This is a genomic window from Aliibacillus thermotolerans (genome assembly GCF_027853235.1).
In the GTDB taxonomy this organism is placed as follows: Bacteria; Bacillota; Bacilli; order Bacillales; family Marinococcaceae; genus Aliibacillus; species Aliibacillus thermotolerans.
This window is the reverse complement of sequence record NZ_WKJG01000028.1, coordinates 15,143-35,612: the sequence shown is the minus strand read 5'-3', so window position 1 is coordinate 35,612 and position 20,470 is coordinate 15,143. Positions and strand designations below refer to the sequence as shown.

Annotated in this window: 22 protein-coding genes, 4 pseudogenes and 1 riboswitch; of the genes and pseudogenes, 17 read left to right on the top strand and 9 right to left on the bottom strand. The window is 39.0% G+C overall.

Features of this window, described 5'->3' with window-relative positions:
* Positions 1-347, bottom strand: a 347-nt coding sequence (locus GJS40_RS03345) for a hypothetical protein (protein WP_270896130.1), incomplete at its 3' end; no start/stop codon positions are given.
* A 112-nt stretch (positions 348-459) separates the two neighbouring features.
* Positions 460-900 (bottom strand): ferritin-like domain-containing protein, encoded by a 441-nt coding sequence (locus GJS40_RS03340; RefSeq protein ID WP_270896128.1) that lies wholly within the window; start codon positions 898-900, stop codon positions 460-462.
* A gap of 184 nt (positions 901-1,084) precedes the next feature.
* On the opposite strand from GJS40_RS03340, the gene GJS40_RS03335 reads away from it, so the two are divergent.
* Positions 1,085-2,056, top strand: coding sequence for a hypothetical protein (locus tag GJS40_RS03335; RefSeq protein ID WP_270896126.1), 972 nt, complete (start codon positions 1,085-1,087; stop codon positions 2,054-2,056).
* Between the two features lie 185 nt (positions 2,057-2,241).
* Here GJS40_RS03335 and GJS40_RS03330 read toward each other — a convergent pair whose 3' ends face one another.
* On the bottom strand, positions 2,242-2,988 hold the full coding sequence (locus GJS40_RS03330; protein WP_270896124.1) for a SurA N-terminal domain-containing protein: 747 nt from the start codon (positions 2,986-2,988) through the stop codon (positions 2,242-2,244).
* Positions 2,989-3,157: 169 nt separating this feature from the next.
* On the opposite strand from GJS40_RS03330, the gene GJS40_RS03325 reads away from it, so the two are divergent.
* Positions 3,158-3,337, top strand: coding sequence for an H-type small acid-soluble spore protein (locus GJS40_RS03325; RefSeq protein ID WP_270896446.1), 180 nt, complete (start codon positions 3,158-3,160; stop codon positions 3,335-3,337).
* A 44-nt stretch (positions 3,338-3,381) separates the two neighbouring features.
* Here the strand turns inward: GJS40_RS03325 and GJS40_RS03320 are convergent.
* Both GJS40_RS03320 and GJS40_RS03315 read right to left on the bottom strand, forming a co-directional pair.
* Positions 3,382-3,949, bottom strand: a pseudogene (locus GJS40_RS03320) (nitroreductase family protein).
* A 183-nt stretch (positions 3,950-4,132) separates the two neighbouring features.
* Positions 4,133-4,408 carry an amphi-Trp domain-containing protein gene (locus GJS40_RS03315; RefSeq protein ID WP_270896123.1) on the bottom strand — a complete coding sequence of 92 codons (276 nt, stop codon included), beginning with the start codon at positions 4,406-4,408 and terminating at the stop codon, positions 4,133-4,135.
* Between the two features lie 123 nt (positions 4,409-4,531).
* Between GJS40_RS03315 and GJS40_RS03310 the strand changes: the two genes are divergently transcribed.
* Entirely contained in the window at positions 4,532-5,269 is a 738-nt protein-coding gene (locus tag GJS40_RS03310; RefSeq protein ID WP_270896122.1) for an SDR family oxidoreductase, read from the top strand.
* A gap of 40 nt (positions 5,270-5,309) precedes the next feature.
* The gene (locus GJS40_RS03305) at positions 5,310-5,984 is read left to right on the top strand and encodes an SOS response-associated peptidase (RefSeq protein ID WP_270896121.1); all 675 of its coding nucleotides are present in this window, start codon (positions 5,310-5,312) and stop codon (positions 5,982-5,984) included.
* A gap of 503 nt (positions 5,985-6,487) precedes the next feature.
* On the opposite strand, the pseudogene GJS40_RS03300 reads toward GJS40_RS03305, so the two are convergent.
* A pseudogene (locus GJS40_RS03300) lies at positions 6,488-6,646 on the bottom strand (TIGR00366 family protein); the annotation flags it as partial.
* Between the two features lie 11 nt (positions 6,647-6,657).
* On the opposite strand from GJS40_RS03300, the pseudogene GJS40_RS14525 reads away from it, so the two are divergent.
* From GJS40_RS14525 to GJS40_RS14515, 3 genes and pseudogenes are all read left to right on the top strand, one after another.
* Positions 6,658-6,726 (top strand): annotated as a pseudogene (locus GJS40_RS14525) (transposase); the annotation flags it as partial.
* 8 nt (positions 6,727-6,734) lie between these two features.
* Positions 6,735-6,851: pseudogene (locus GJS40_RS14520) on the top strand (transposase); the annotation flags it as partial.
* A gap of 286 nt (positions 6,852-7,137) precedes the next feature.
* Positions 7,138-7,311 carry a hypothetical protein gene (locus tag GJS40_RS14515; RefSeq protein WP_377901852.1) on the top strand — a complete coding sequence of 58 codons (174 nt, stop codon included), beginning with the start codon at positions 7,138-7,140 and terminating at the stop codon, positions 7,309-7,311.
* A 28-nt stretch (positions 7,312-7,339) separates the two neighbouring features.
* Here GJS40_RS14515 and GJS40_RS03295 read toward each other — a convergent pair whose 3' ends face one another.
* Positions 7,340-7,474 (bottom strand): hypothetical protein, encoded by a 135-nt coding sequence (locus GJS40_RS03295; protein WP_270896120.1) that lies wholly within the window; start codon positions 7,472-7,474, stop codon positions 7,340-7,342.
* A gap of 255 nt (positions 7,475-7,729) precedes the next feature.
* On the opposite strand from GJS40_RS03295, the gene GJS40_RS03290 reads away from it, so the two are divergent.
* The 5 genes from GJS40_RS03290 to GJS40_RS03270 all read left to right on the top strand — a co-directional run bounded on the left by GJS40_RS03290 (position 7,730) and on the right by GJS40_RS03270 (position 12,831).
* A complete protein-coding gene (locus tag GJS40_RS03290) occupies positions 7,730-8,104 on the top strand; it encodes a universal stress protein (protein WP_270896119.1) in 375 nt (124 codons plus the stop codon).
* A gap of 18 nt (positions 8,105-8,122) precedes the next feature.
* Positions 8,123-8,794 carry an RluA family pseudouridine synthase gene (locus GJS40_RS03285; protein WP_270896118.1) on the top strand — a complete coding sequence of 224 codons (672 nt, stop codon included), beginning with the start codon at positions 8,123-8,125 and terminating at the stop codon, positions 8,792-8,794.
* 347 nt (positions 8,795-9,141) lie between these two features.
* Entirely contained in the window at positions 9,142-9,933 is a 792-nt protein-coding gene (locus GJS40_RS03280; RefSeq protein ID WP_270896117.1) for an enoyl-CoA hydratase-related protein, read from the top strand.
* Between the two features lie 59 nt (positions 9,934-9,992).
* Positions 9,993-10,859 (top strand): hypothetical protein, encoded by an 867-nt coding sequence (locus GJS40_RS03275; RefSeq protein ID WP_270896116.1) that lies wholly within the window; start codon positions 9,993-9,995, stop codon positions 10,857-10,859.
* 238 nt (positions 10,860-11,097) lie between these two features.
* Positions 11,098-12,831 carry a methyl-accepting chemotaxis protein gene (locus tag GJS40_RS03270; protein ID WP_270896115.1) on the top strand — a complete coding sequence of 578 codons (1,734 nt, stop codon included), beginning with the start codon at positions 11,098-11,100 and terminating at the stop codon, positions 12,829-12,831.
* A 744-nt stretch (positions 12,832-13,575) separates the two neighbouring features.
* Here the strand turns inward: GJS40_RS03270 and GJS40_RS03265 are convergent.
* Positions 13,576-14,190, bottom strand: a complete 615-nt coding sequence (locus GJS40_RS03265) for a spore coat protein (RefSeq protein ID WP_270896114.1) — start codon at positions 14,188-14,190, stop codon at positions 13,576-13,578.
* Positions 14,191-14,321: 131 nt separating this feature from the next.
* A riboswitch (TPP riboswitch) is annotated at positions 14,322-14,430 on the top strand.
* 108 nt (positions 14,431-14,538) lie between these two features.
* Here GJS40_RS03265 and tenA point away from each other — a divergent pair.
* The 5 genes from tenA to aceA all read left to right on the top strand — a co-directional run bounded on the left by tenA (position 14,539) and on the right by aceA (position 19,871).
* Complete coding sequence (tenA, locus tag GJS40_RS03260; protein ID WP_270896113.1) at positions 14,539-15,231, top strand: thiaminase II; 693 nt, start codon at positions 14,539-14,541, stop codon at positions 15,229-15,231.
* Positions 15,232-15,390: 159 nt separating this feature from the next.
* Positions 15,391-16,530 carry a mechanosensitive ion channel family protein gene (locus GJS40_RS03255; protein ID WP_270896112.1) on the top strand — a complete coding sequence of 380 codons (1,140 nt, stop codon included), beginning with the start codon at positions 15,391-15,393 and terminating at the stop codon, positions 16,528-16,530.
* Positions 16,531-16,640: 110 nt separating this feature from the next.
* Positions 16,641-17,039, top strand: coding sequence for an HPr family phosphocarrier protein (locus tag GJS40_RS03250; RefSeq protein WP_270896111.1), 399 nt, complete (start codon positions 16,641-16,643; stop codon positions 17,037-17,039).
* A gap of 136 nt (positions 17,040-17,175) precedes the next feature.
* Entirely contained in the window at positions 17,176-18,369 is a 1,194-nt protein-coding gene (locus GJS40_RS03245) for an MFS transporter (RefSeq protein WP_270896110.1), read from the top strand.
* A gap of 218 nt (positions 18,370-18,587) precedes the next feature.
* Entirely contained in the window at positions 18,588-19,871 is a 1,284-nt protein-coding gene (gene aceA, locus GJS40_RS03240; protein WP_270896109.1) for an isocitrate lyase, read from the top strand.
* A 63-nt stretch (positions 19,872-19,934) separates the two neighbouring features.
* Here aceA and rraA read toward each other — a convergent pair whose 3' ends face one another.
* Positions 19,935-20,417: a ribonuclease E activity regulator RraA gene (gene rraA / locus GJS40_RS03235; RefSeq protein WP_270896108.1), complete on the bottom strand. Its 483-nt coding sequence runs from the start codon at positions 20,415-20,417 to the stop codon at positions 19,935-19,937.
* Positions 20,418-20,470 lie beyond the last annotated feature (53 nt).

Below are 20,470 nucleotides of genomic sequence, written 5' to 3'. Positions count from 1 at the left end.
GTCACGCTATTTTCTAAGGAGGCATAATTCTGATGGAGAGATGCCACGTTATCTTCCAAGGAGGCATAATTCTGATGGAGAGATGCTACGCTATCTTCTAAGGAGGCATAATTCTGATGGAGAGATGCCACGCTATCTTCTAAGGAGGCATAATTCTGATGGAGAGACGTTACGCTATCTTCCAAGGAGAAATATTTCTGATTCAGAGATGTTACGTTATTTTCTAAGGAGGAATATTTCTCGTTCAAAGAGGAAACTCCTTTTTCCAAAGAAGAAAACCTTCTGTCATTATTGGTTTCAATTTCTGTCAACTTTGATAGAATTTGGTGTAATAATTTTTCACTCATTGATTATCACCTCTTCGTGATTTATTTTCCTCATTATATCACAATCAGAGCAAAATAATAAAAGCTATTCCAAGTGGAAATTTCACTATAGAATAGCTTTTTTTAATGTTTTTTAAACGCGACTCGTTTTTTCATGCAATAGTTGTTGTAATCGTTCCACGTGTTTTTCATCTTCTTCTAAAATGTGTTTGACGAGCTGGAAGCTTTCAGAATCTAAGTCCCCTTTAAGCATCTCTTTTGATTTTTTGATCCCTCGCTCTTCTCCTGCTAATGCGTCTTTTATGATGTGAACCGGATCCGTCGTTTTTCCGGTAATATGCTGCATCATTTCAGCAAAGCGCCCTTTGATTCCTACGTCTTGAGTCGGAATACCACCTAGGTTTTGAATTCTCTCGGCGATCATGGTCGTGTGTTTTTTATGGTTTTGTTGGATGTTTTGGAGTGTTTTCTTTAATTCCACTTCATTGGTATGGTAAATGTATTGATTATAGGCATGAATCGCCATGTAATTACCTTCTAAAAATTGATTTAATTCTTTTATGATACGATTCATCACGTAATAGCCCTTTCATCCTTTTACATCGTATCTTTTGCTCATTTTCAGCAAGTTATACAAGGAGGAGAAATACAGAAATATATTAGGAGTATTCAAAAAATCAAAAGATCCATTTACATATACACCTACATGTATTATAATAAAGAAAAATTATTTATTGTAAAAATAGGGAGAGAAAATATTGAGGAAGAGAAATAAAAAGTTTCTTCATCTTGCTATCATTGCCATATTCTTATTTTTTAGCTTTGGCAACATTGTAAGCGCTTATCCGGGATCTGGACAGGGGAATTGGGAAGAAGCGGAAATTGAAATATTAGATCCAGTGGAAGGGATAGCGGAACTAGCAGAAACAGGAAAGCTCGTGAATCCAATGATGGATAATCCAGAAAATTATGAAGGGGAACAAGCGACATTTGGTAGCAGTTGCTTAACTTGTCACGGTGGGGATGAGGGGGCCCAGTCGCCAGAACAACCTTATCACGGTGCGATTACGGTAGATTTCATTCGCACAGCAGATGAAAAAAGTATGATGCAAGAAGATGGCAGCTTATTAATTGAAGTGGACCCAAACGGTGGAGTGACGAACTATAAGCTTGTCGTCGGACTTTCGGAAGATGTGTACGATGGTGGTCATGAAGATGACCGAGCACTAGCAGGATGGCATTTTGCTCTGCCACAAGGAATTAAAATGGACTTGCCTTATTGTATGCACATTATTGGTCCGGGTTTAAGCAAAGTGTATCCAGATAACAATAACGCAGTATTCAGTGATATTAAAGTAGCAGCGTATGATAATTTTGAAGAAGGAAAAGGTGTTTTACAAATCCTTTCCGGTACTCAAAATGCGACTCCAAATGACAATAAAACGTACGGAACGCTCATCGTTGAGTACAAGTACAGTGAAGACGTTCCTGTAGAAGAAGGATTAACAGCAGCGGATTTTCCTGGTCCAGAAACACCGGGGATGCAGCTCGTTTATCCAAATGACTTCCAAGGTGAATCAGAAGAAGACGAGCAAACGTTATCTATGGGAGTAGGAACGGACAACGGTGACAGTAGCTCCGTGATTTATTACATCCTGATTGGAATTATACTATTAGTGATTATTTTTATCTTTATGAGAAGAAAAAGTAGTGTAGGTTCAGGGGAATAAAAATAGACATAGAATCATTGAAGGCCCTTTTATACTTCTTGTGTATGCGCTTCCGGTGGAAAACTTAAAGAATTATACCGTTAGAAAAAAGGGAAAACCTTACAAAAATGGTTCCAAGCAAATCCTAGTGCTTGGAACCATTTTTCTTAGCTAGTTATGTCTCACTCTCATTTTTTTATGACAAATTATAAATAAATGGTAATATCTGCTTTTTCACGCAATTGTTCAATCAATTGATTTGTTGCTTCTCTTTCTTTTTCAAAAATAAGTTGTTGTTCGATGTCTGATTTCATTTCTTCAAAGGAAGGAATATCTATCTCTTCCTCATCTCCACTCAATTGTTTTTGCATGGCGACCATTTCATCGTATGCTTTTTGCATTTCTTCTTCTGAAGGTGTAGTATCTCCGGCTTCTTCTTGAATGAGTTGATCTACCTTCACTTCAGTTTGTAATATGTCTCTTACTTCTTCTTCTGACATCCCTTGTTCTTCAAAGGCTGAGAAAAGTTCTTCTTCTGATTCGAATCCATATTGGTCAACTAATTCCGTTAATGTATCGTTCACTTGTTCCTCTGATGCTTCATAATTGCGAGCGTTCGATTCTTGTACTAATAAAGTTGTGCCAATGATGCTATTGATTGTTTGTTCTTTTAACCATTCTTCATCTACTTCTTCCCCTGTCATCTGCGCTTGCATCGACATTTGTTGAAATTGAGAAACATAAGCTGGCTCGAAATCTTCTTTTGGTATTTCTTCCCCATTTACTTCAGCAACGACGTTTGGAATATCATCAAGCGTCGGTTCAGGCAATTCTGTTTGTTCTTCATTCGTTTCTTCTGCTGCTTGTTCGTTCCCTTCGTCATCACCATTACAGGCGACACTGATGGCGAGAAATAAGAGTAGAAACATGCTAAGTATCCATTTTTTCTTCACACATATACCCCTTTCCAAATAAAACGACTGAGTGCATTTTAACATAACAGACGGAATATAAGGAAAAAAAGTTTCACATTCACACAATCTTTTATAATGAAACCGCATAAGAAATCCAAAGATGGTACATAGTACTGGTGAAAAGAAAAATATAAATGAGGTGATTGGAATCGATCCACGCCGTGCGCAAGAAATTGCGAATGACCAAACGATGAAAAACGTCACTTATAATGGAGAAATGGTGTACATTGAACATGTCGATCAAGAAAGAGGGGTTGCAACGATACATCCATTAAATGAACCAAATGTGAAACAGACCGTTTCCGTACAAGAATTAACAGAAGAGTAAAGAAAAAGATGATTCTCCATCAACGGGGAATCATCTTTCCTTTGTTATTTTTGAAAAGTACCTTCGTATAGGAAGGTCGATAATGGTTCTCTTGGGGACGGTTTTTCCCGTTCTTGTAATTGTTCCGGTAAAAGTTCCTTTCTGTCTTGGTAACCAATCGCAACCAATGCTTGAATATCAAATTTCTCAGGGATATTTAAAACTTCCCGGGCTTTATCTTTATAAAATCCGGTCATCGCATGAGTAATGAGACCTTTTTTCTTTGCTTGCAAAGACAAAAAGCCCCAAGCTGCCCCCGTATCAAATGCATGAGACGCGTCTTCTGTATCAGAAATAATTAGTATAAGCACCGGTGCTTTTTCACACCAGAGACGATTCCCTTCCTTAATAAACGGATAAAATCTTTCTCGGTCTTCTTTTGTGCGAGCGATAATAAATCGCCACGGTTGCATATTGTTTGCGGATGGTGCCCATCGCGCTGCATCAAAAACACTCCAATACATCTTCTTCCACTTCTTCCGTTGAAAATGACCGTGGGGACCAACGTTCTAAAAAAATAGAATCAATATCATATTCCGTTTCACGATATTGTTTGACATCAACATCTAACATAGTGTGAGACCTCCTGCTGTATCTTCGTATTTTTCCAAACCATCCTCATTATAATGTGACGAAAAAGAGTTTTCAAAGAAGAGGTACGTATCCTAAGAGGAAGCCGATACAGCAACTCGTTCCATAGGAAAAAGTCTTTATAAAAGAAAGGACTGTCTCATACGATATGGACAGCCCTTTTGTTTAGAGGATTTCCATTTTGGAAGGACCTTTTTCTCCTTCGTACCAATCAAATTCAATTTCAAAAGAATGCTTGTCTCCTTTTGTTTTATATTCATATTCGACCTTCAACATATCGGCCAAATTCACTTCCACCGGTTTACCGTCTTGAACCATTGTAAACTTTTTTTCTTCCCGAATTTTTTTTGCGATTGTCTCAAGTATGTCCGCAAATTCCGTATAGCTTTGTTTCTCTTCATGTTTTAACAGAATATTTGTGTTTGGGCGTTGTTCCCTCATATGATCCCCCTCCTAACAATATTATTTCAATAAAATGATTCGACAAAAAGAGTCAAAAACCTTTTATCTGATATAATGAAGATGTAACAAGTTTGTGTCAAAAGAAAAAGGAGGCTATTTGATATGGACTTACGCGGCAAATCAGTAATTATTACCGGGGCAAGTAGCGGGATAGGAGAAGCAACTGCGTTTCAAATGGCAAAAAAAGGAGCGAATGTGGCGTTAGCGGCCCGGAGAGAAGATCGTTTAACAAAGTTAAAAGAGCGAATTGAAACGGAGACAGATGGAAAAGCAATCATCGTAAAAACCGATGTGACAATAAAAGAAGCGGTGGATCGTTTAGCGGAAAAAACGAAAGAAGCCTTTGGTTCCATCGACTGTTTAGTGAATAATGCCGGTGTAATGTTAATTTCTTATATGAAAGATGGTTACATTGATGATTGGATGCAAATGATTGACGTCAATATTAAAGGGGTCTTGCATTGTATTCATGCGGTGTTACCAACGATGTTAGAACAAGATCGCGGGCACATCGTCAACCTTTCATCCATTGCTGGACATGAAGTGTTTCCAACTTCTAACGTCTATTCTGCGACAAAATATGCGGTGCGTGCGCTATCGATGGGATTACAAATGGAACTTTCAAAAACCGGCATACGTGTGACGAATGTCTCGCCAGGACCAGTACGAACTGAACTTCCTTCCCACATTACCGATGATCGTGTTCGCACGAAATTTATTAGTAACCAAGAAAAAATTACGCTTTTAGAACCGGAAGATATCGCGAATGGAATTGTTCACGCTGTGACGCAACCGGATAGAGTGAATACAGATCAAATTACAATTCGAAATAAGCCATAATCAGTACATATATGATGGCGTTCGGAAGAGGTGGTTTGAAATGTGCGGTCGATTTACGTTAACCGCGTCTTTACCGGAAATTGTGAAGGAGTTTGACGTGACGACAAACACGCTCACGTCGTACCAACCGAATTATAATGTCGCACCTTCGCAAGACATATTAGCAATGATTCATGACGGTACATCCACTCGGCTTGGAACGCTAGAGTGGGGATTTATTCCGTCATGGGCGCAGGGAAAGAAAAGACCAAAGCCGATGATTAACGCCCGCAGTGAAACAGCGCATAAAAAACCGACGTTTCAACGAGCCTTTTTTTCCCGACGCTGTCTTCTTCCTGCGGATGGATTTTATGAATGGAAAGCGAACGAAGATGGAACAAAAAAACCGTACCGAATTCAATTGACAGACCGCCAGCTCTTTTCCTTTGCAGGGATTTGGGAAAAAGCAGTAAACACGAAGGGGGAAACGGTTTTTACTTGTGCGATTTTAACGATGGAAGCAAATGAAGAAATGGAGAAAATTCATCATCGTATGCCAATTATCTTACCGAAAAAGTTAGAAAAAGAGTGGATTCGGCCCAATCATTCTCTTCAGACGCTCCAAGAGATTCTCTCCCAAAGTGCTTCCGTCTCTCTTCACATGTATCCTGTTTCATCCAACGTAAATGCAGCACAAAATAATGATCCTTCTTTAATAGAAGAAGTAAGTGAATGAAAGAGTTGCTTCACCTGCGACAAGGGGGGCAACTTTTTTACTATTATCAGTGCGCCCGGCATGGGTGTAGTCTATAGGGTGCAAGTCCCGAGCCACGAAGGCAGAAGTAGTGGTTAGCTTAACGCAAGGGTGCCCGTGGTGACGCGGAATCTGAAGGAAGCGGGCGGCAAACTTCCGGTCCGAGGAACACGAACTTCATATAAGGCTAGGTATCACTGGATGAGTTTGCTGAACAAAACAAAGTCCTTTCTGCCAAAGGTGATACAGAGTAAATGAAGCGGATAGATGGAAGGAAAGATGACATTCTTACCCGGGGAGGCCTGATGGATACGTGAAGTACCCTTCATAACCTGTTTAGCGATAAACAGATGAACCATCAGGAGTCAGCAGACGTCATAGTACGAATCGGTCTAGAACGATTCGGAAGGACGGAACAATTGAGAGAGAATAGCCCTTTGCATTCAGTAGGTCATGATGAACACAGAAAACGCGAGTACCTCACTTGAGGTAGCTACAAGCAAGCGATAATCCACGGAAGGAACTCTTTTTGCGATTTGTATTGCCATGAGCGCACCGACAACGAGTCCAAATCCATAATTGATAAGGGAAACAATGGTTGCGATCACAGTTACTAACATAATTGCTTGAATAGGAGATTTAGCCTTATAACGTCAATTATCACATTGTATGGTCGGTGAAATATCGAAGAAAGGTTCTCGCTCATGAAATTGAGCAGTATTAAAAACACTTTTTCAAGAAATCGCTGAAGAAAAAGGGTTTGAAATTATTATGATGGAGGTAGGTGAACAAGACCATATTCATGTTTTTGCAACTGTCCATCCTAAAATAGCACCTTCTTACACGTGAAAATGTTAAAAGGTGTTTTTGGCAGAAAACTTTTCTTGAAATTTCCTGAGATCAAACAAAAATTATGGAAAGCATTCCTGTAATGAAGAAATTTGAGGTTTAACAAAAAAGAGCCTCCTTGGTATAGTACAGGATATCGATGCATCGACTCCGAAATTAGAGCGCATTTTCAAGCTATTTCTGACGCAGGGCAGATAGCTAAAGGTGTAAAATACCTAAAAAATCAAAACGAGTGCTGCAATTATATCGAAAGAAAAATAAACAAACATGTCATATTTTCCACTGCATGACAAAGAAAGTCATTGATATCGCTGTAAAACAAGGGGTAGAAACAATTGTTGTTGGTGACCTCACAGGAATACGAGAGAAAGCAAATCTAGGGAAGAAAACAAACCAAAAATTGCATATTCTTCCTCTTGAGAAGATAGTTCACATGATCATGATGTCTAATAAGTCCTGAAAAATAAATCGAGCGTTCCTTTCAACAATCATTTAGCGCTAAACGGTGCCATACATCGTACATGGATTGCTTTCACAATGGTGTTTGGATTGAAACCGTCCCATGATCCATTCATCGCTTGTTTCCACAAACTATTTTTGAATGAAACGGTGTTATGAGCCATTCATGGCCTGCTTCCATTAGCTATTTTTATATGAAACGATGGCATGACCATCCATGACTTACTTCCATCAACAATTTGGTGTTGGAAACATGCCTATTCGGCCAAGAGGCGTTTCCAGAAGCAATTTTTGATGAAGCGGTAACAAAAAATGTCCAAAAAGTCACCAATCATGACTTTTTGGACAGCTCCTACTTTTTCAAATTGAAATGACGAATGTGGTAATATAGAAGAAAGACATCGTTTGGGAGGTAAAAAATGACGAAAAAAATTATCGTACCAATTGATGGATCTGCTATTTCTATCCGAGCGTTACAGTTTGGCATTCACTTAGCAAAAGCTTTAGGAGATGAAATACGCGTCGTTCATGTCCAACCGATGCTGGAAGTGCTAGGGGAAAATATTATTAAAGAATCCACTGAGATATTAGAAGAAGCTGATGTTCCTTTTACGACTACCATACGTATTGGAACACCTTCCTTAGAGATTATTGCGGAAGCAAAAGAAGACAACGTTCGTTGTATCATCATGGGAACAAAGGGAAGCGGAAATGCAACTGGTGAGATCGGGAGCGTCAGTCAAGCAACTCTTGCGATGACTCCGTGTCCGATTACGTTTATTCCGGAAATGTAGGGAAAGGACATCAACTACATGGACATACCTATTTTGTATGAAGATAATCACCTTCTCATCGTCACAAAACCAGTGAATATGCCTGTACAACAAGATCAATCAAAAGATCCTGACTTACTTACTTTATTAAAAAAAGACTTAAAAATACGTTATCAAAAACCTGGAAACGTTTACTTAGGATTAGTTCACCGGTTAGACCGGCCTGTAGGCGGTGCAATGGTTTTCGCGAAAACATCAAAAGCCGCTTCAAGACTTGCTCGTTTCATGCAAACAAACAAGTTTGAAAGGGAGTATTGTGCCGTTGTTCATGGATATTTACCGAAAAAAAGCGGTCAGTTAGAACATTACTTATGGAAAGATCGGCGCAAAAACATCGTTCATGCTGTCACCAAAGAAATGAAGCATGCGAAAAAAGCACAACTGTCCTATAAAGTGACGAGCCAAAAAGAAGGATTTAGCCTTTTGTCCATTCGACTTCACACGGGACGCTCTCATCAAATCCGTGTCCAATTCGCAACAGAAGGCCATCCGTTATACGGAGACCAAAAATACGGTTCCCACAGAAATAAAAAAGGACAACAACTTGCACTTTGGTCTACTCGTATTTCGCTACCTCACCCAACAAAAGAGGAAGTAATTGAAGTACAAGACTCGCTCCCATCCACTTACCCATGGAATCTATTTATATAGAAGAGAATCAAACCCTTCATTTGGAGAAGGATCAAATGACCGTTGCCAAAATGAAGGGGGAAACATGCGTTAGCGCTGCTGGTACGTAGTATGATCTACATATTGTAGCGGGAAAAGATTATCTAGGAGTATATCGGGTCCTGGGGTCTTCGAAGCCTCTCTTTTTTGTAATGGAAATGTGTATTGAAGAAGTGAGAGGAATATGAAATAATTACCAGTAAGTTACAATGCTATCAACTTGGGAGTAATAAGGAGTTGATATAAGTGGTAGTTCAAAGAAGGAATTTTGCAAACATTCACTAATATTTGTATAATAATATAAATAGGACTGAGAGAGGGTGAAACGAATGGAATATGTTTCAGTTAGGACGAAGGAAGCAATTGCGTATGTGACCCTAGAAAATACGAAACAACATAATACGCTTACGTTTCAATTAATTGAAGAAATCGATGAACTGTTACAAAACATCGCAAAAGAAAGAAAAGTGAAAGTAGTAGTAATCGAAGGTGGAAAAAAAGCTTTTAGTGCAGGGCATAGTTTACAAGAGATTCAAACCCGGTCACAAGAAGACGTACTAAAACTATTTCAACGATGTTATCAATTCATGCGGACCATTCGTGAAATACCGCAAGTGGTGATCTCCAAAGTAGAAGGGGTAGCAGTGGCAGCGGGATGCCAACTTGTGGCCATTAGTGACCTTGCTGTTGCCAGTGAAAGCGCTCGTTTTGCCACACCTGGCATTAATAGCGGCTTATTTTGTAGCACTCCGGCAGTTTTTCTTAGCCGTAATATCGGGAGGAAAAAAGCAGCGGAACTATTATTTACCGGGAATTTGATTACTGCAGAAGAAGCATTCACCTACGGCTTGGTCAATGAAGTCGTACCAAGCGACCAATTAGATGAAAGAACAGAACAATTGGCAAAAGATATTACGAAACAAAGCTTAGAAATTTTAGAAATCGGTAAGAGACAATTTTATCAACAATTACAAATGGAAGATTTCCAAGCGTTAAATTACGCGAGCGATGTCATTGCAGCAAATAGTAAGCACCCGGATGCGGAAGAAGGCATTCAAGCATTTTTTGAAAAACGGAGACCAGAATGGCCAAGTGAAAAAGAAAGCGTGAAAAAAGCTTAATGAACGGAAACATTTTCTGCCATTGTTAAAGCGCTTACAAATAGAAAGGAGTGTCACCAATGGCGTATGCACCAGGACATTGGGCTGCGGATCGTATTTTTAAAAAAATAGGAAACAAACATAAAAAATGGTATGAAAAAGTACAAAAAAGCCCTTTCTTTCATTACGATCATCAAGAATATTGCGTATTAATTATAAACTCACGCTTTACTTCATCACTGAAAGGTCGTCTTTTTATCGTATGTGATAAAGAAGGAAATATTGTTTCTGATGAAAATATTTTGCAAGCAGTATGTGAACAAGAATTTGCACTCATTTATTTAGGGATGATTGTAGAAGAATTGGCAGAAGACATGTTACGTGATAAGCCAGCACAATTCCATCAACTAGAAAATACCTTTCATACGCTGGCTGCGCTAGAAATCAATGATACATACACGGAAGCGGTGCATGAATCCGTGAAGGAGATGGTGACGTTTTTGAAAGAAAAACACGACATCGAAAGTCAATTGTCTCAAGTGTCGAAACGGCTTATCGATGTGTATAAAGAGTTAAATGCTAAAAACCATCAAACGCTTTCTCCATCTTTTATGACAGAGCTAGAAGAAGATTTATCTTTACATCGTCAATTGAAAGCAGATTTTCATTTTTCACTCGTTCAATATAGTGAACCGCGTCGCATCGTCGCTAAAAACATGGAATATTTTCGCTCCGCTACCGATTTAAATTTGAAAAAGGCAGAAAATGAAATATTGCAACAATTAAAATTAGAAGGGGAAACCATTGAAAGAATCCAACGTTTTCAACCATCGAAAACGGCCTCGATTACCGAAGCTTGTGCATATTATTTTCGCGAAACTTTTAAAGAACACGCAATGCGTGATACGAAAGCACTTCTTCAATACAATCTAGTTACAACTGAATAATAAAAAACTCGTTGTCCATAGGGAATAGGACAGCGAGTTTTTTATTCGTTCGTAAATTGAAAAATTATTTAATTATTGAAAAAATTTAAAATAAATAGGAATGCATTGAACTATATAGCATAAAAGTACTAAGATATGAATAGTGGTTAAATATTCCTTTTTCATAGGAAAAAAATGAGGAATAGGGGGGAGCGCATAAAGAATGTAATAAACGTTACATTCTTTTATGTCTAGAAAGATGAAAACAATTAAGTCTAAACTCATTACAATTGCTCTATTATTGCTTATCATACCTTTACTTGTATTAAGTATCGTCAATTTCCAGCAAAGTAAAAAGAGCTTAGAAGAACTAGGGAATACGAATTTGAAGAATAGTGTTGAAATGGCAGTGGAAATGGCAGAATCGTTACAAGAAGAAGTGGAGAATGGGAATTTGTCACGACTGGAAGCCCAAGAAAAATTGAAAGTAGCGGTTCTGGGGGAGAAAGATAACACAGGAAATCGTCCGATTAATAATCGTTTCGATCTTGGGGAGTATGGGTATATTTTTATTTTGAATGAAAACGGAATTGCCGTTGCTCATCCTTCTGATGAGGATCGACCAATGTGGGAAGAAGCAGATATTCACGGGGAAATGTTTATTCAGCAAATGATTGCTGATGGAAAAAATGGGGGAGGATTTTCTTACTATCATTGGGAACATCCAGTTAATCAACAAGTAGAGCCGAAAGTTGCATATTCTCAAGCCATTCCAGAATGGGGTTGGACTGTTGTATCAAGTACCTACAGTAGTGATTTTAACGCGCCTGCTCATCATATTTTAAGAACGGTTATCATCGTATACGTCATTACTATCATCATAGGAGCCATCATTACATGGTGGTTTGCGAACCGTATTTCAAAGCCTATCAATCTGGTAACGAAACAAATGGAGTATTTAGCGGACGGTGATTTGACTATTGGGGATGTGGAAGTAAAAACAAACGATGAAGTGGGAAGACTGGCTCGTTCTCTTAATAATATGAAGCGACAATTACAAACAATGATTACAAACGTGGCGCGAGCATCAGAATCGATGAGTAGCCAAAGTGAAGAATTGTCCCAATCTTCTTCTGAAGTGAAAAGTGGTTCTGAACAAGTAGCAGTGACGATGGAAGAACTTGCTTCAGGTGCGGAATCTCAAGCGAATCATGCAAGCGAGCTTTCTACCGCTATGCAAACTTTCACTGGCACGATGGAAGAAGTGAACGAAAATAGTAAAGCAATTGAAGCGTCTTCCGAAGAAGTATTACAAGTAGCCGAGGAAGGCCGGCAGTTGATGAATGACTCGAAAGAACAAATGGAAACGATTCATCATATCGTCCATCAAGCAGTGGAAAGAGTCCGTAGTTTAGATAATCAATCACAAGAGATTTCTAAATTAATATCTGTCATTCAAGAAATTGCGGAACAAACGAATTTACTTGCTTTAAATGCTTCCATTGAAGCAGCTCGAGCGGGAGAGCATGGACGCGGTTTTGCTATTGTGGCGGAAGAAGTACGGAAGTTAGCGGAAGGAGTCGCTCATTCGGTCACCGACATTACTGAGATTGTCACGAATATCCAAAAGGAATCATGTAGTGTCACTTCCTCTTTGGAAGAAGGATATGAAGAAGTGGAGCGTGGCACAGCTCAAGTCGAAGAAACGGAGACGAAATTTAAAGATATTCATGCTGCGATTAGGAAAGTAGCTACAAACGTTCATGACATGTCGGAACAACTATCCACCGTTGTAGCTAACAGTCAAGAAATGAATGCTTCCATTGAAGAAATTGCTTCGGTGTCGGAAGAAGCTGCTGCAGGTATTGAAGAGACATCCGCTTCCTCCCAGCAAACGAGCAGTTCTATGGAAGAAGTAGCAGCAAGTGCCAATGAACTAGCTGTTTTAGCGGAAGAATTATCAAATATTGTTCGGTCATTTAAAGTGAAGTGAAAATAAGGGGAAGGGACAAAACTTCAGTCATCGCCAAAAACTTGGCGAGTCTCTCTAATTTTGTACAAAGAACATTTAACAATGAAAATAATGAAAAAAGTGTCGTATGAACTGGTGATGCGACACTTTTTTCGTACAATCCGAACAGAAGTGGTTGTAAGAGGATTAGAATTGGAACAATTTAGATGATTCGGAGCGTTTTTATGTTTCATGCGACGAATGACGCGTTAAAAAAGAAGATGAATCGTCCCATAAACGTTTCATACGACGCTTCATTTTGTCAAACACCGGTGAATGGTCATATGAAAGTTAAAATTGGAAGAAATTAGGATAAAAATAGGTCGCAACATGTTTCATACGACCTTTTATTACGAGAACGATGCAATGAATGGTCGTATAAAAGATCCATACGACGAAATATCACACAAAATTCCTACTGAATGGTCTCATGACGTGTTACAAATGGGGAATCTCGTTCCAGGGAAACTTTGATTGGGGGCTTGCGCTGCATTCGGCCATCTGCTGACGATTCGCGTACATCATACTGGTGACATAGAATTATTGGAGGCTCTTTTACACTTCTTGAGTTAGAGACACAGAAAAATGGACTTCTAAGGAAATATACCGCCAGACAATAATCCAATCATAGAAAGAAGAGAAAACACCCTACAGAAATGGTTCCAAGCAAATTTTAGTGCTTGGAACCATTTCTTTTTTGGCTAGTGATGTCCAGCCTCTGATTTCTTAATTTAGTGGAGGTTGGGAAGCGTGGGTGTAGCTTTGTTGTAAAATCGACATATGAGAAGATTCTAATTGTGGTACTTGGTAGTAACCATTTTTATTTTGATACAAGAAGAGCTCATATCCCATTTCAATCAAATTCGGTACACTATCAGCAAAAATTCTTCTTAATACCGGATTGGACACTTCAAAAGCAGCCATCGTTAACGAAGAAGCAAGTGCTTTCGTGTGTCCCATCATAAAGCTAGAAATACATTCATCATCAAGTTCATTCACATTTTGTGCCGGTTTTTTCGGTTGGCCTTGCGTCATACCGTAAATGACGTCGTTACTTTGCGTCATTTTATACGAATGAGTCGCTTTTGATGGATCTTTTCCGGATTGAAACGTATCGATCACCGTGTTGTAAAGCCCGGTTAGAAAATTGTACTGCCGCTGTTGAATATCTTTTAATTGTGGATCTTGAATGTGGGATTCATATAACTTGCAATGGTCTAAGAAATCAATCATGCTTCCAATGACTTCATGGGCATCGAGGATATCGTGACCACCGAAAGACGTGTCAGATGTCATCCCTGTCATTTGGCTTCCTCGTTGTTGCATTTCATTTGGTTGCACACTAACCCCTCCAATTTAATCAAAATTCATTTTTTATTATGAGACGTTTCACGTAAATCATACATAGTTACAAATAGAAAAATTTGAAATATATTCCGTTTTATGATTCAATGGACATACAAGATCATACCATCATTCACTAGGGGAGCATCGCGTTTAGATGCTGAGAAAGAGTTTTGGCTCTGACCCTTTGTACCTGATCTAGTTCGTACTAGCGGAGGGAAGTGATATTGCGATTGTGAGTACCGTTATTGTACCCACGTATTCATGTAATGTTGCCGTTCTTCCGCTTCGGAAGAAACGGCTTTTTTGATTTTGGCAAAAAAAAAACGAAAATGAGGGATGAATATGTCACAATTATTTACTGAACGCATATGGGAAAAAGTGGAACCTATTTGGAAGTCTTATTTAGAACATCCATTTGTAAAAGGAATTGGAGAAGGGACATTAGATCAAGAAAAGTTTAAACATTACATGAAGCAAGATTATATTTATTTAATTGAATATTCGCGCATTTTTGCCATAGGAAGTGCGAAAGCAAACGATTTACAAACCATGCAGACATTTGCTAATTTACTTCATGGTACGTTGCATTACGAAATGGACTTACATCGTGAATATGCAGCGAAGTTTCATATTACTCCCGAAGAATTAGAGAAAACGGAGGCATCTGCTACGATGACAGCTTATACAAGTTACATGTTGAATGTGTCTCAGTTAGGAGGAGTGGAAAACGCCATTGCTTCGGTTCTCGCTTGTGCGTGGAGCTATAATTACATCGGAAAAGAATTAGCGACTTGGCCGGGAGCGTTGGATCATGAATTTTATGGAAATTGGGTGAAAATGTATTCTTCGGATGAATTCACTTCTTTAGCAAATGAGTGCAAAAATTTAATCAATCAAGTTGCAAAAGATAAACCAGAACATGAGAAAAAGCGACTAGAAGATATCGTCGTGAAAACGAGTCGCTTTGAATATATGTTTTGGGATATGGCCGAAAATGTCAGTATGTGGCCAACAGATACGATTGAACGTGTCTAACTTACCAACCTCGATGAAAAGTTTTCTTTTCATCGAGGTTTTTTAGTTTGAGGGGAAGAAAATAAGGAAATATCATCATATGGTACCATTCAAAGAACAGTCAAGCATCATGTAAAATAAAAAAGGGAACAACAGAGAGATAGAACGGAGGAACACCAAATGGAATTTTTAAATGATTGGAAACAATGGTTGTGGGATTTACCATGGATCGATATTGGCATTGCAGTCATTATCGCTGCTGCTATTTTTTTATTGCGTAAAATATTCACAAAGTATATTTTTAAAATGATTTTAGTTTTTGCGAACAAAGCCTCCCACTTACTCCAAAATTTGTTATTGGCATTTGAAAAGCCGATACATTTTTTTATTGGCGTCTTAGGGATTTATTTAGCCCTCTTATACTTACCGATACCGTCGGAGAATTTACACTTTATCCATCAAGTATTTCGCTCAATCATTGTCGCTGTCATTGGATGGGGATTTTTTAATTTTGCAAGTACCACTTCTCAATTATACAATAAAATCGCTTTAAAAATGGAAGACGGAAAAGACAGTATGCTTATTCCGTTTTTATCAAGAATCATTCGCTTTGTCATCGTTGCACTCACTTTAACGATTATTGCTTTTGAATTTGGCTATGATGTGAATGGTTTTATTGCCGGGCTGGGACTCGGGGGACTTGCTTTTGCTCTTGCTGCACAAGATACTATTAGCAACTTTTTTGGAGGTGTGATTATCGTCACAGAAAGACCCTTTAAAAAAGGAGATTGGATTGCTACTCCTACGGTAGAAGGAATTGTGGAAGACATTTCTTTTCGCAGTACGAAAATCCGTGCTTTTGAAGATTCAATCGTAGTCGTACCTAATAATACCATTGCTCATGAACCGATTACGAATTGGTCAGCCATGACAAAACGACTCATTACTTTTACAGTGGAAATTGATAAATCCACTCCACGGGAAAAAGTGGAAAAAGTAGTACAAGATATTGAACAGATGCTACGACATGACGAAGATATTCACCAAGAATTAATCATTGTGAACTTTAATCAATTAAAAGATTATTCTTATGAAATTTATTTGTACTTTTTCTCGAAAACAACTGCCTGGGTCGAGTGGACGAAAGTGAAACAAAAGATAAATATGGAAATATTGCGGATTTTAGATGACAATCAAGTGGAGTTGGCATATCCTACGCAATCGCTTTATGTGGAAAATGGAGAAGAAGAATTTTTGCATGCGTTGCGAGAAGAAAAGGTAAAAGAAATAAACGAACGCTCAAAAGATTCAGAAGAATAGCATTTAAGACGTTTCTGTGAAACCTCCCGGAATTGCTCGCTATGTTTTTGCAGATTTCTTATAATGAAAAGTGAGAGGATACGTCGGGCACAGAAAGGGAGAATCGATGAATGGAACAGATACAAACTTTCTCTTTGTCGAAAAGCTTGGCTGTTCGTGAAGTGCTAGAATTTGTCCGTCAATTGGAAGGGTTTGAAAGTGTGGTCTTTTTTGAAAAGAACGGTGCTGTCGCTAATGGCAAAAGTCTCCTCGGCATGATGTCCATGTTTACGACGATTCGGATTGGTGATAAAGTGCATACGCGAATCAAAGGAACGGATGCGGATGAGGTTTTTAAACTTGTAGAAGACTGGCTTTGTGACAATCGAAGTATGGAAGATGTCGAAATGCTTGGTATTTGGGAAGAAGAAGGAGTAGAAACGGTAGAAAAAGCGATGACTCGTTCTCTATCCAGCTGGTCGCCCGATGCATATTACGCCACCAAATCATGCTTGAAGATTATGAGATAACAATAGATATATAGAAAAATAAGATCGGCTGTTTTAGCGAAGAAGAAAGCTAAAACAGCTTTTTCGTTGCTTCTTTAGTGTATAATAAGATGCATAAAATTGCCTTTGAATCTACAGCTAGAAAGAAGGGTTACGAATGATTACACGTCAGACAAGGGATTTTTGGAAAGCAACGATTGCATTAGGAAGTGCTTCCATACTAATGTTTGCAAATATTTATTTCCCTCAACCATTGCTTCCTTTGTTTACAAAGGAATTTAATATTTCGGAGACAACAGCTGCTTTAACCATTTCCGTTTCATTATTTGTATTAGGAATCAGTTTTTTTATTTATACGTCTCTTTCCGATGCGTACGGTAGAAGGAATATTATTTTTATTGCGATGATCTTAGGAATGATCGGGACGGTTGCCATTAGCATCTCTCCCACATTTGAAGTCTTACTCATTGCGAGAATTTTTCAAGCAATTGCTCTTGCCGGGATTCCGGTGGCAGCAATGGCTTACATCAGCGAAGAATTTGATATGAAAGCAATGGCTATCGCTGTTGGAATTTACATTAGTTGTAATAGTTTTGGTGGGATGGGAGGACGGGTATTAAGCGGTGTGCTTACCGATGTTTTTAACTGGAGAACAGCATTTTTCCTCATGGCAGTCGTTAGTGCCATCATTTTTATACTCGTCTATTTGTTATTGCCTCCATCCCGTCGATTTCAACCTCGTCCGTTCCATTTAAAAACAGTCATCCAAGACAACAAAGGCCATTTAATTAATCCGGTCATGCTATATGCTTATATCATCGGTGGATTACATTTTTTTGTGTTTATTGGTGTTTTTAACTTTATTACATACTATTTGAGTGGAGAGCCGTTTTCTGTTTCTACTTCTGTGTTAGGGGGGTTGTTTCTTACTTATGCTGCCGGCACAATCAGCTCATCTTTAGCGGGGAAAGCCTCCCAAAGGTGGAAGCAGACTACATGTATGTTTATTGGAATTCTATGCATGGTCGTCAGTTTAACTTTCACCTTGATCCCATCATTTATCGTCATCATTTTTAGTTTATTGTTATTAAGTTTCGGTTTTTTCTTCGTTCATTCCAGCTCGAGCGCATGGGTCACTCGTCACGCAATGGAAGCAAAAGCAAGCGCATCCGGCCTTTATTTAACTTCTTATTATATTGGGGGAAGTATAGGAAGTATTTATTATGGTTTTTTATGGCCGATGTATAAGTGGCCAGGTGTGATTATTGGCTCTCTTTTTATCTTGCTGATTACTTCTATTTTTACGTTTCTTTTATTTCGCATCGAAAAGAGAGAAAAGGTGCTGTTATGACACAGAACCCTTTCGTGTTCAGATGATTTCACCGGTTATTCTCTTTGTATACCCAACTTTTGCAAAATTTATTAAAAAAACTTCTAAAAAAGGGTTGCATTTACGAGGGGTCTGTTATATTATAATAACCAGAAACGTAAACTGTATTAAAACAGAATAGAGAGAAGCTGGATAGGGGCTGGCTGAATCTCTTGAATTTGGAAAGGGAGATGAGAAACATGGCAAACTTGCAAGCAGAAGCACAAAAAATTCGCGAAGATTGGGAAAATAATGAACGTTGGGAAGGGGTAGAGAGACCATATTCCGCTGAAGATGTTGTAAGACTTCGTGGTTCCTTACAAATTGAACATACATTGGCAAAAAAAGGAGCAGAAAAACTTTGGAAGCTTCTCCATGAAGAGCCTTATGTCAATGCATTAGGAGCGCTTACGGGTAACCAAGCAGTACAACAAGTAAAAGCTGGCTTAAAAGCCATTTATTTAAGTGGTTGGCAAGTAGCAGCTGATGCAAACCTTGCCGGACAAATGTATCCTGACCAAAGCTTATATCCGGCAAACAGTGTACCGCATGTTGTAAAGCGTATTAACCAAGCATTGCAACGGGCGGATCAAATTCAACATATGGAAGGCGAAGGGGATATCGACTTTTTTGCTCCGATTGTTGCTGACGCTGAAGCAGGATTCGGTGGTCAATTGAACGTATTTGAATTAATGAAAGCGATGATTGAAGCGGGTGCTTCAGGTGTTCACTTTGAAGATCAACTTGCATCGGAGAAGAAATGCGGTCACTTAGGTGGTAAAGTGCTTATCCCAACACAAACAGCTGTTCGCAACCTTATTGCAGCGCGACTTGCAGCAGACGTTAGCGGTGTAGATACAATCATTTGTGCCCGCACAGATGCAAATGCAGCGGACCTTATTACGAGTGACATTGATGACAATGATAAAGAGTTTATTACCGGTGAACGTACAACCGAAGGGTTTTATCGTACAAGAGCAGGTCTTGATCAGGCGATTTCTCGCGGTCTTGCTTATGCTCCGTATGCGGATCTTATCTGGTGTGAAACAGCTAAACCAGATTTGGAAGAAGCCCGTCGTTTTGCTGAAGCAATTCATGCAAAGTATCCAAACAAAATGCTTGCTTATAACTGTTCTCCATCCTTTAACTGGGAAGCAAACCTCGATCAAGAAACAATCGAGAAGTTCCAAGTGGAACTTGGCAAAATGGGATACAAATTCCAGTTCGTTACTCTTGCTGGATTCCATGCGCTTAACCATAGCATGTTCACTCTTGCTCGTGGCTATAAAGAGCGCGGTATGGCCGCTTACTCTGAATTGCAACAAGCAGAATTTGCAAGCGAAAAAGACGGTTATACAGCAACTCGTCACCAACGTGAAGTAGGTACAGGATACTTTGATGAAATTTCTCAAGTAATCACTGGTGGAACTTCTTCCACAACAGCGATGGCAGGTTCTACAGAAACAGCACAATTTAATAACTAATTTGATAAAAAGAAAAGAGCGTCAATGAGTGACGCTCTTTTTGTATGTGTATAAATGAGTCAGTTATTCCAATGGTAGTTTTGTGTCAGAGAGTAAAATACCGTCTTCATCCACATAGGCCCAAGCACCCGGTTTCCATTCTACATTCGCAAATAAAAGAGGGATATTCGTTTCTCCTTCTCCTTTTTTCATTGATTTAAACGGGCAAGTCCCTAACGCACGAACACCAACAGGCATCGCGTTAATATCACCGGAATCGCGAATAGCCCCGTTAATAATGACACCGGCAAGCTTTCTATTTTGCGCAATCGCTGCTAAATTGTCTCCCATCAATGCGACTCGCATAGAAGCGCCACCATCAACGACGAGAACGCTTCCGGCAGGGATTTCTTCCAATGCTTTTTTAACGAGAACGTTATCCTCATATACTTTTACGGTATGAATCGGTCCGTAAAAAGTCTTTTTTTGCCCATAGCATTGAAACAATGGATCAGCGAGCACTACTTTATCTTTATGTACGTCACAAATGTCTGCAGTTAAACCCATCTGTCAAACTCCTTCCTTGAAAAGTCATACCTATCAATAATTCGAGAGCTGAT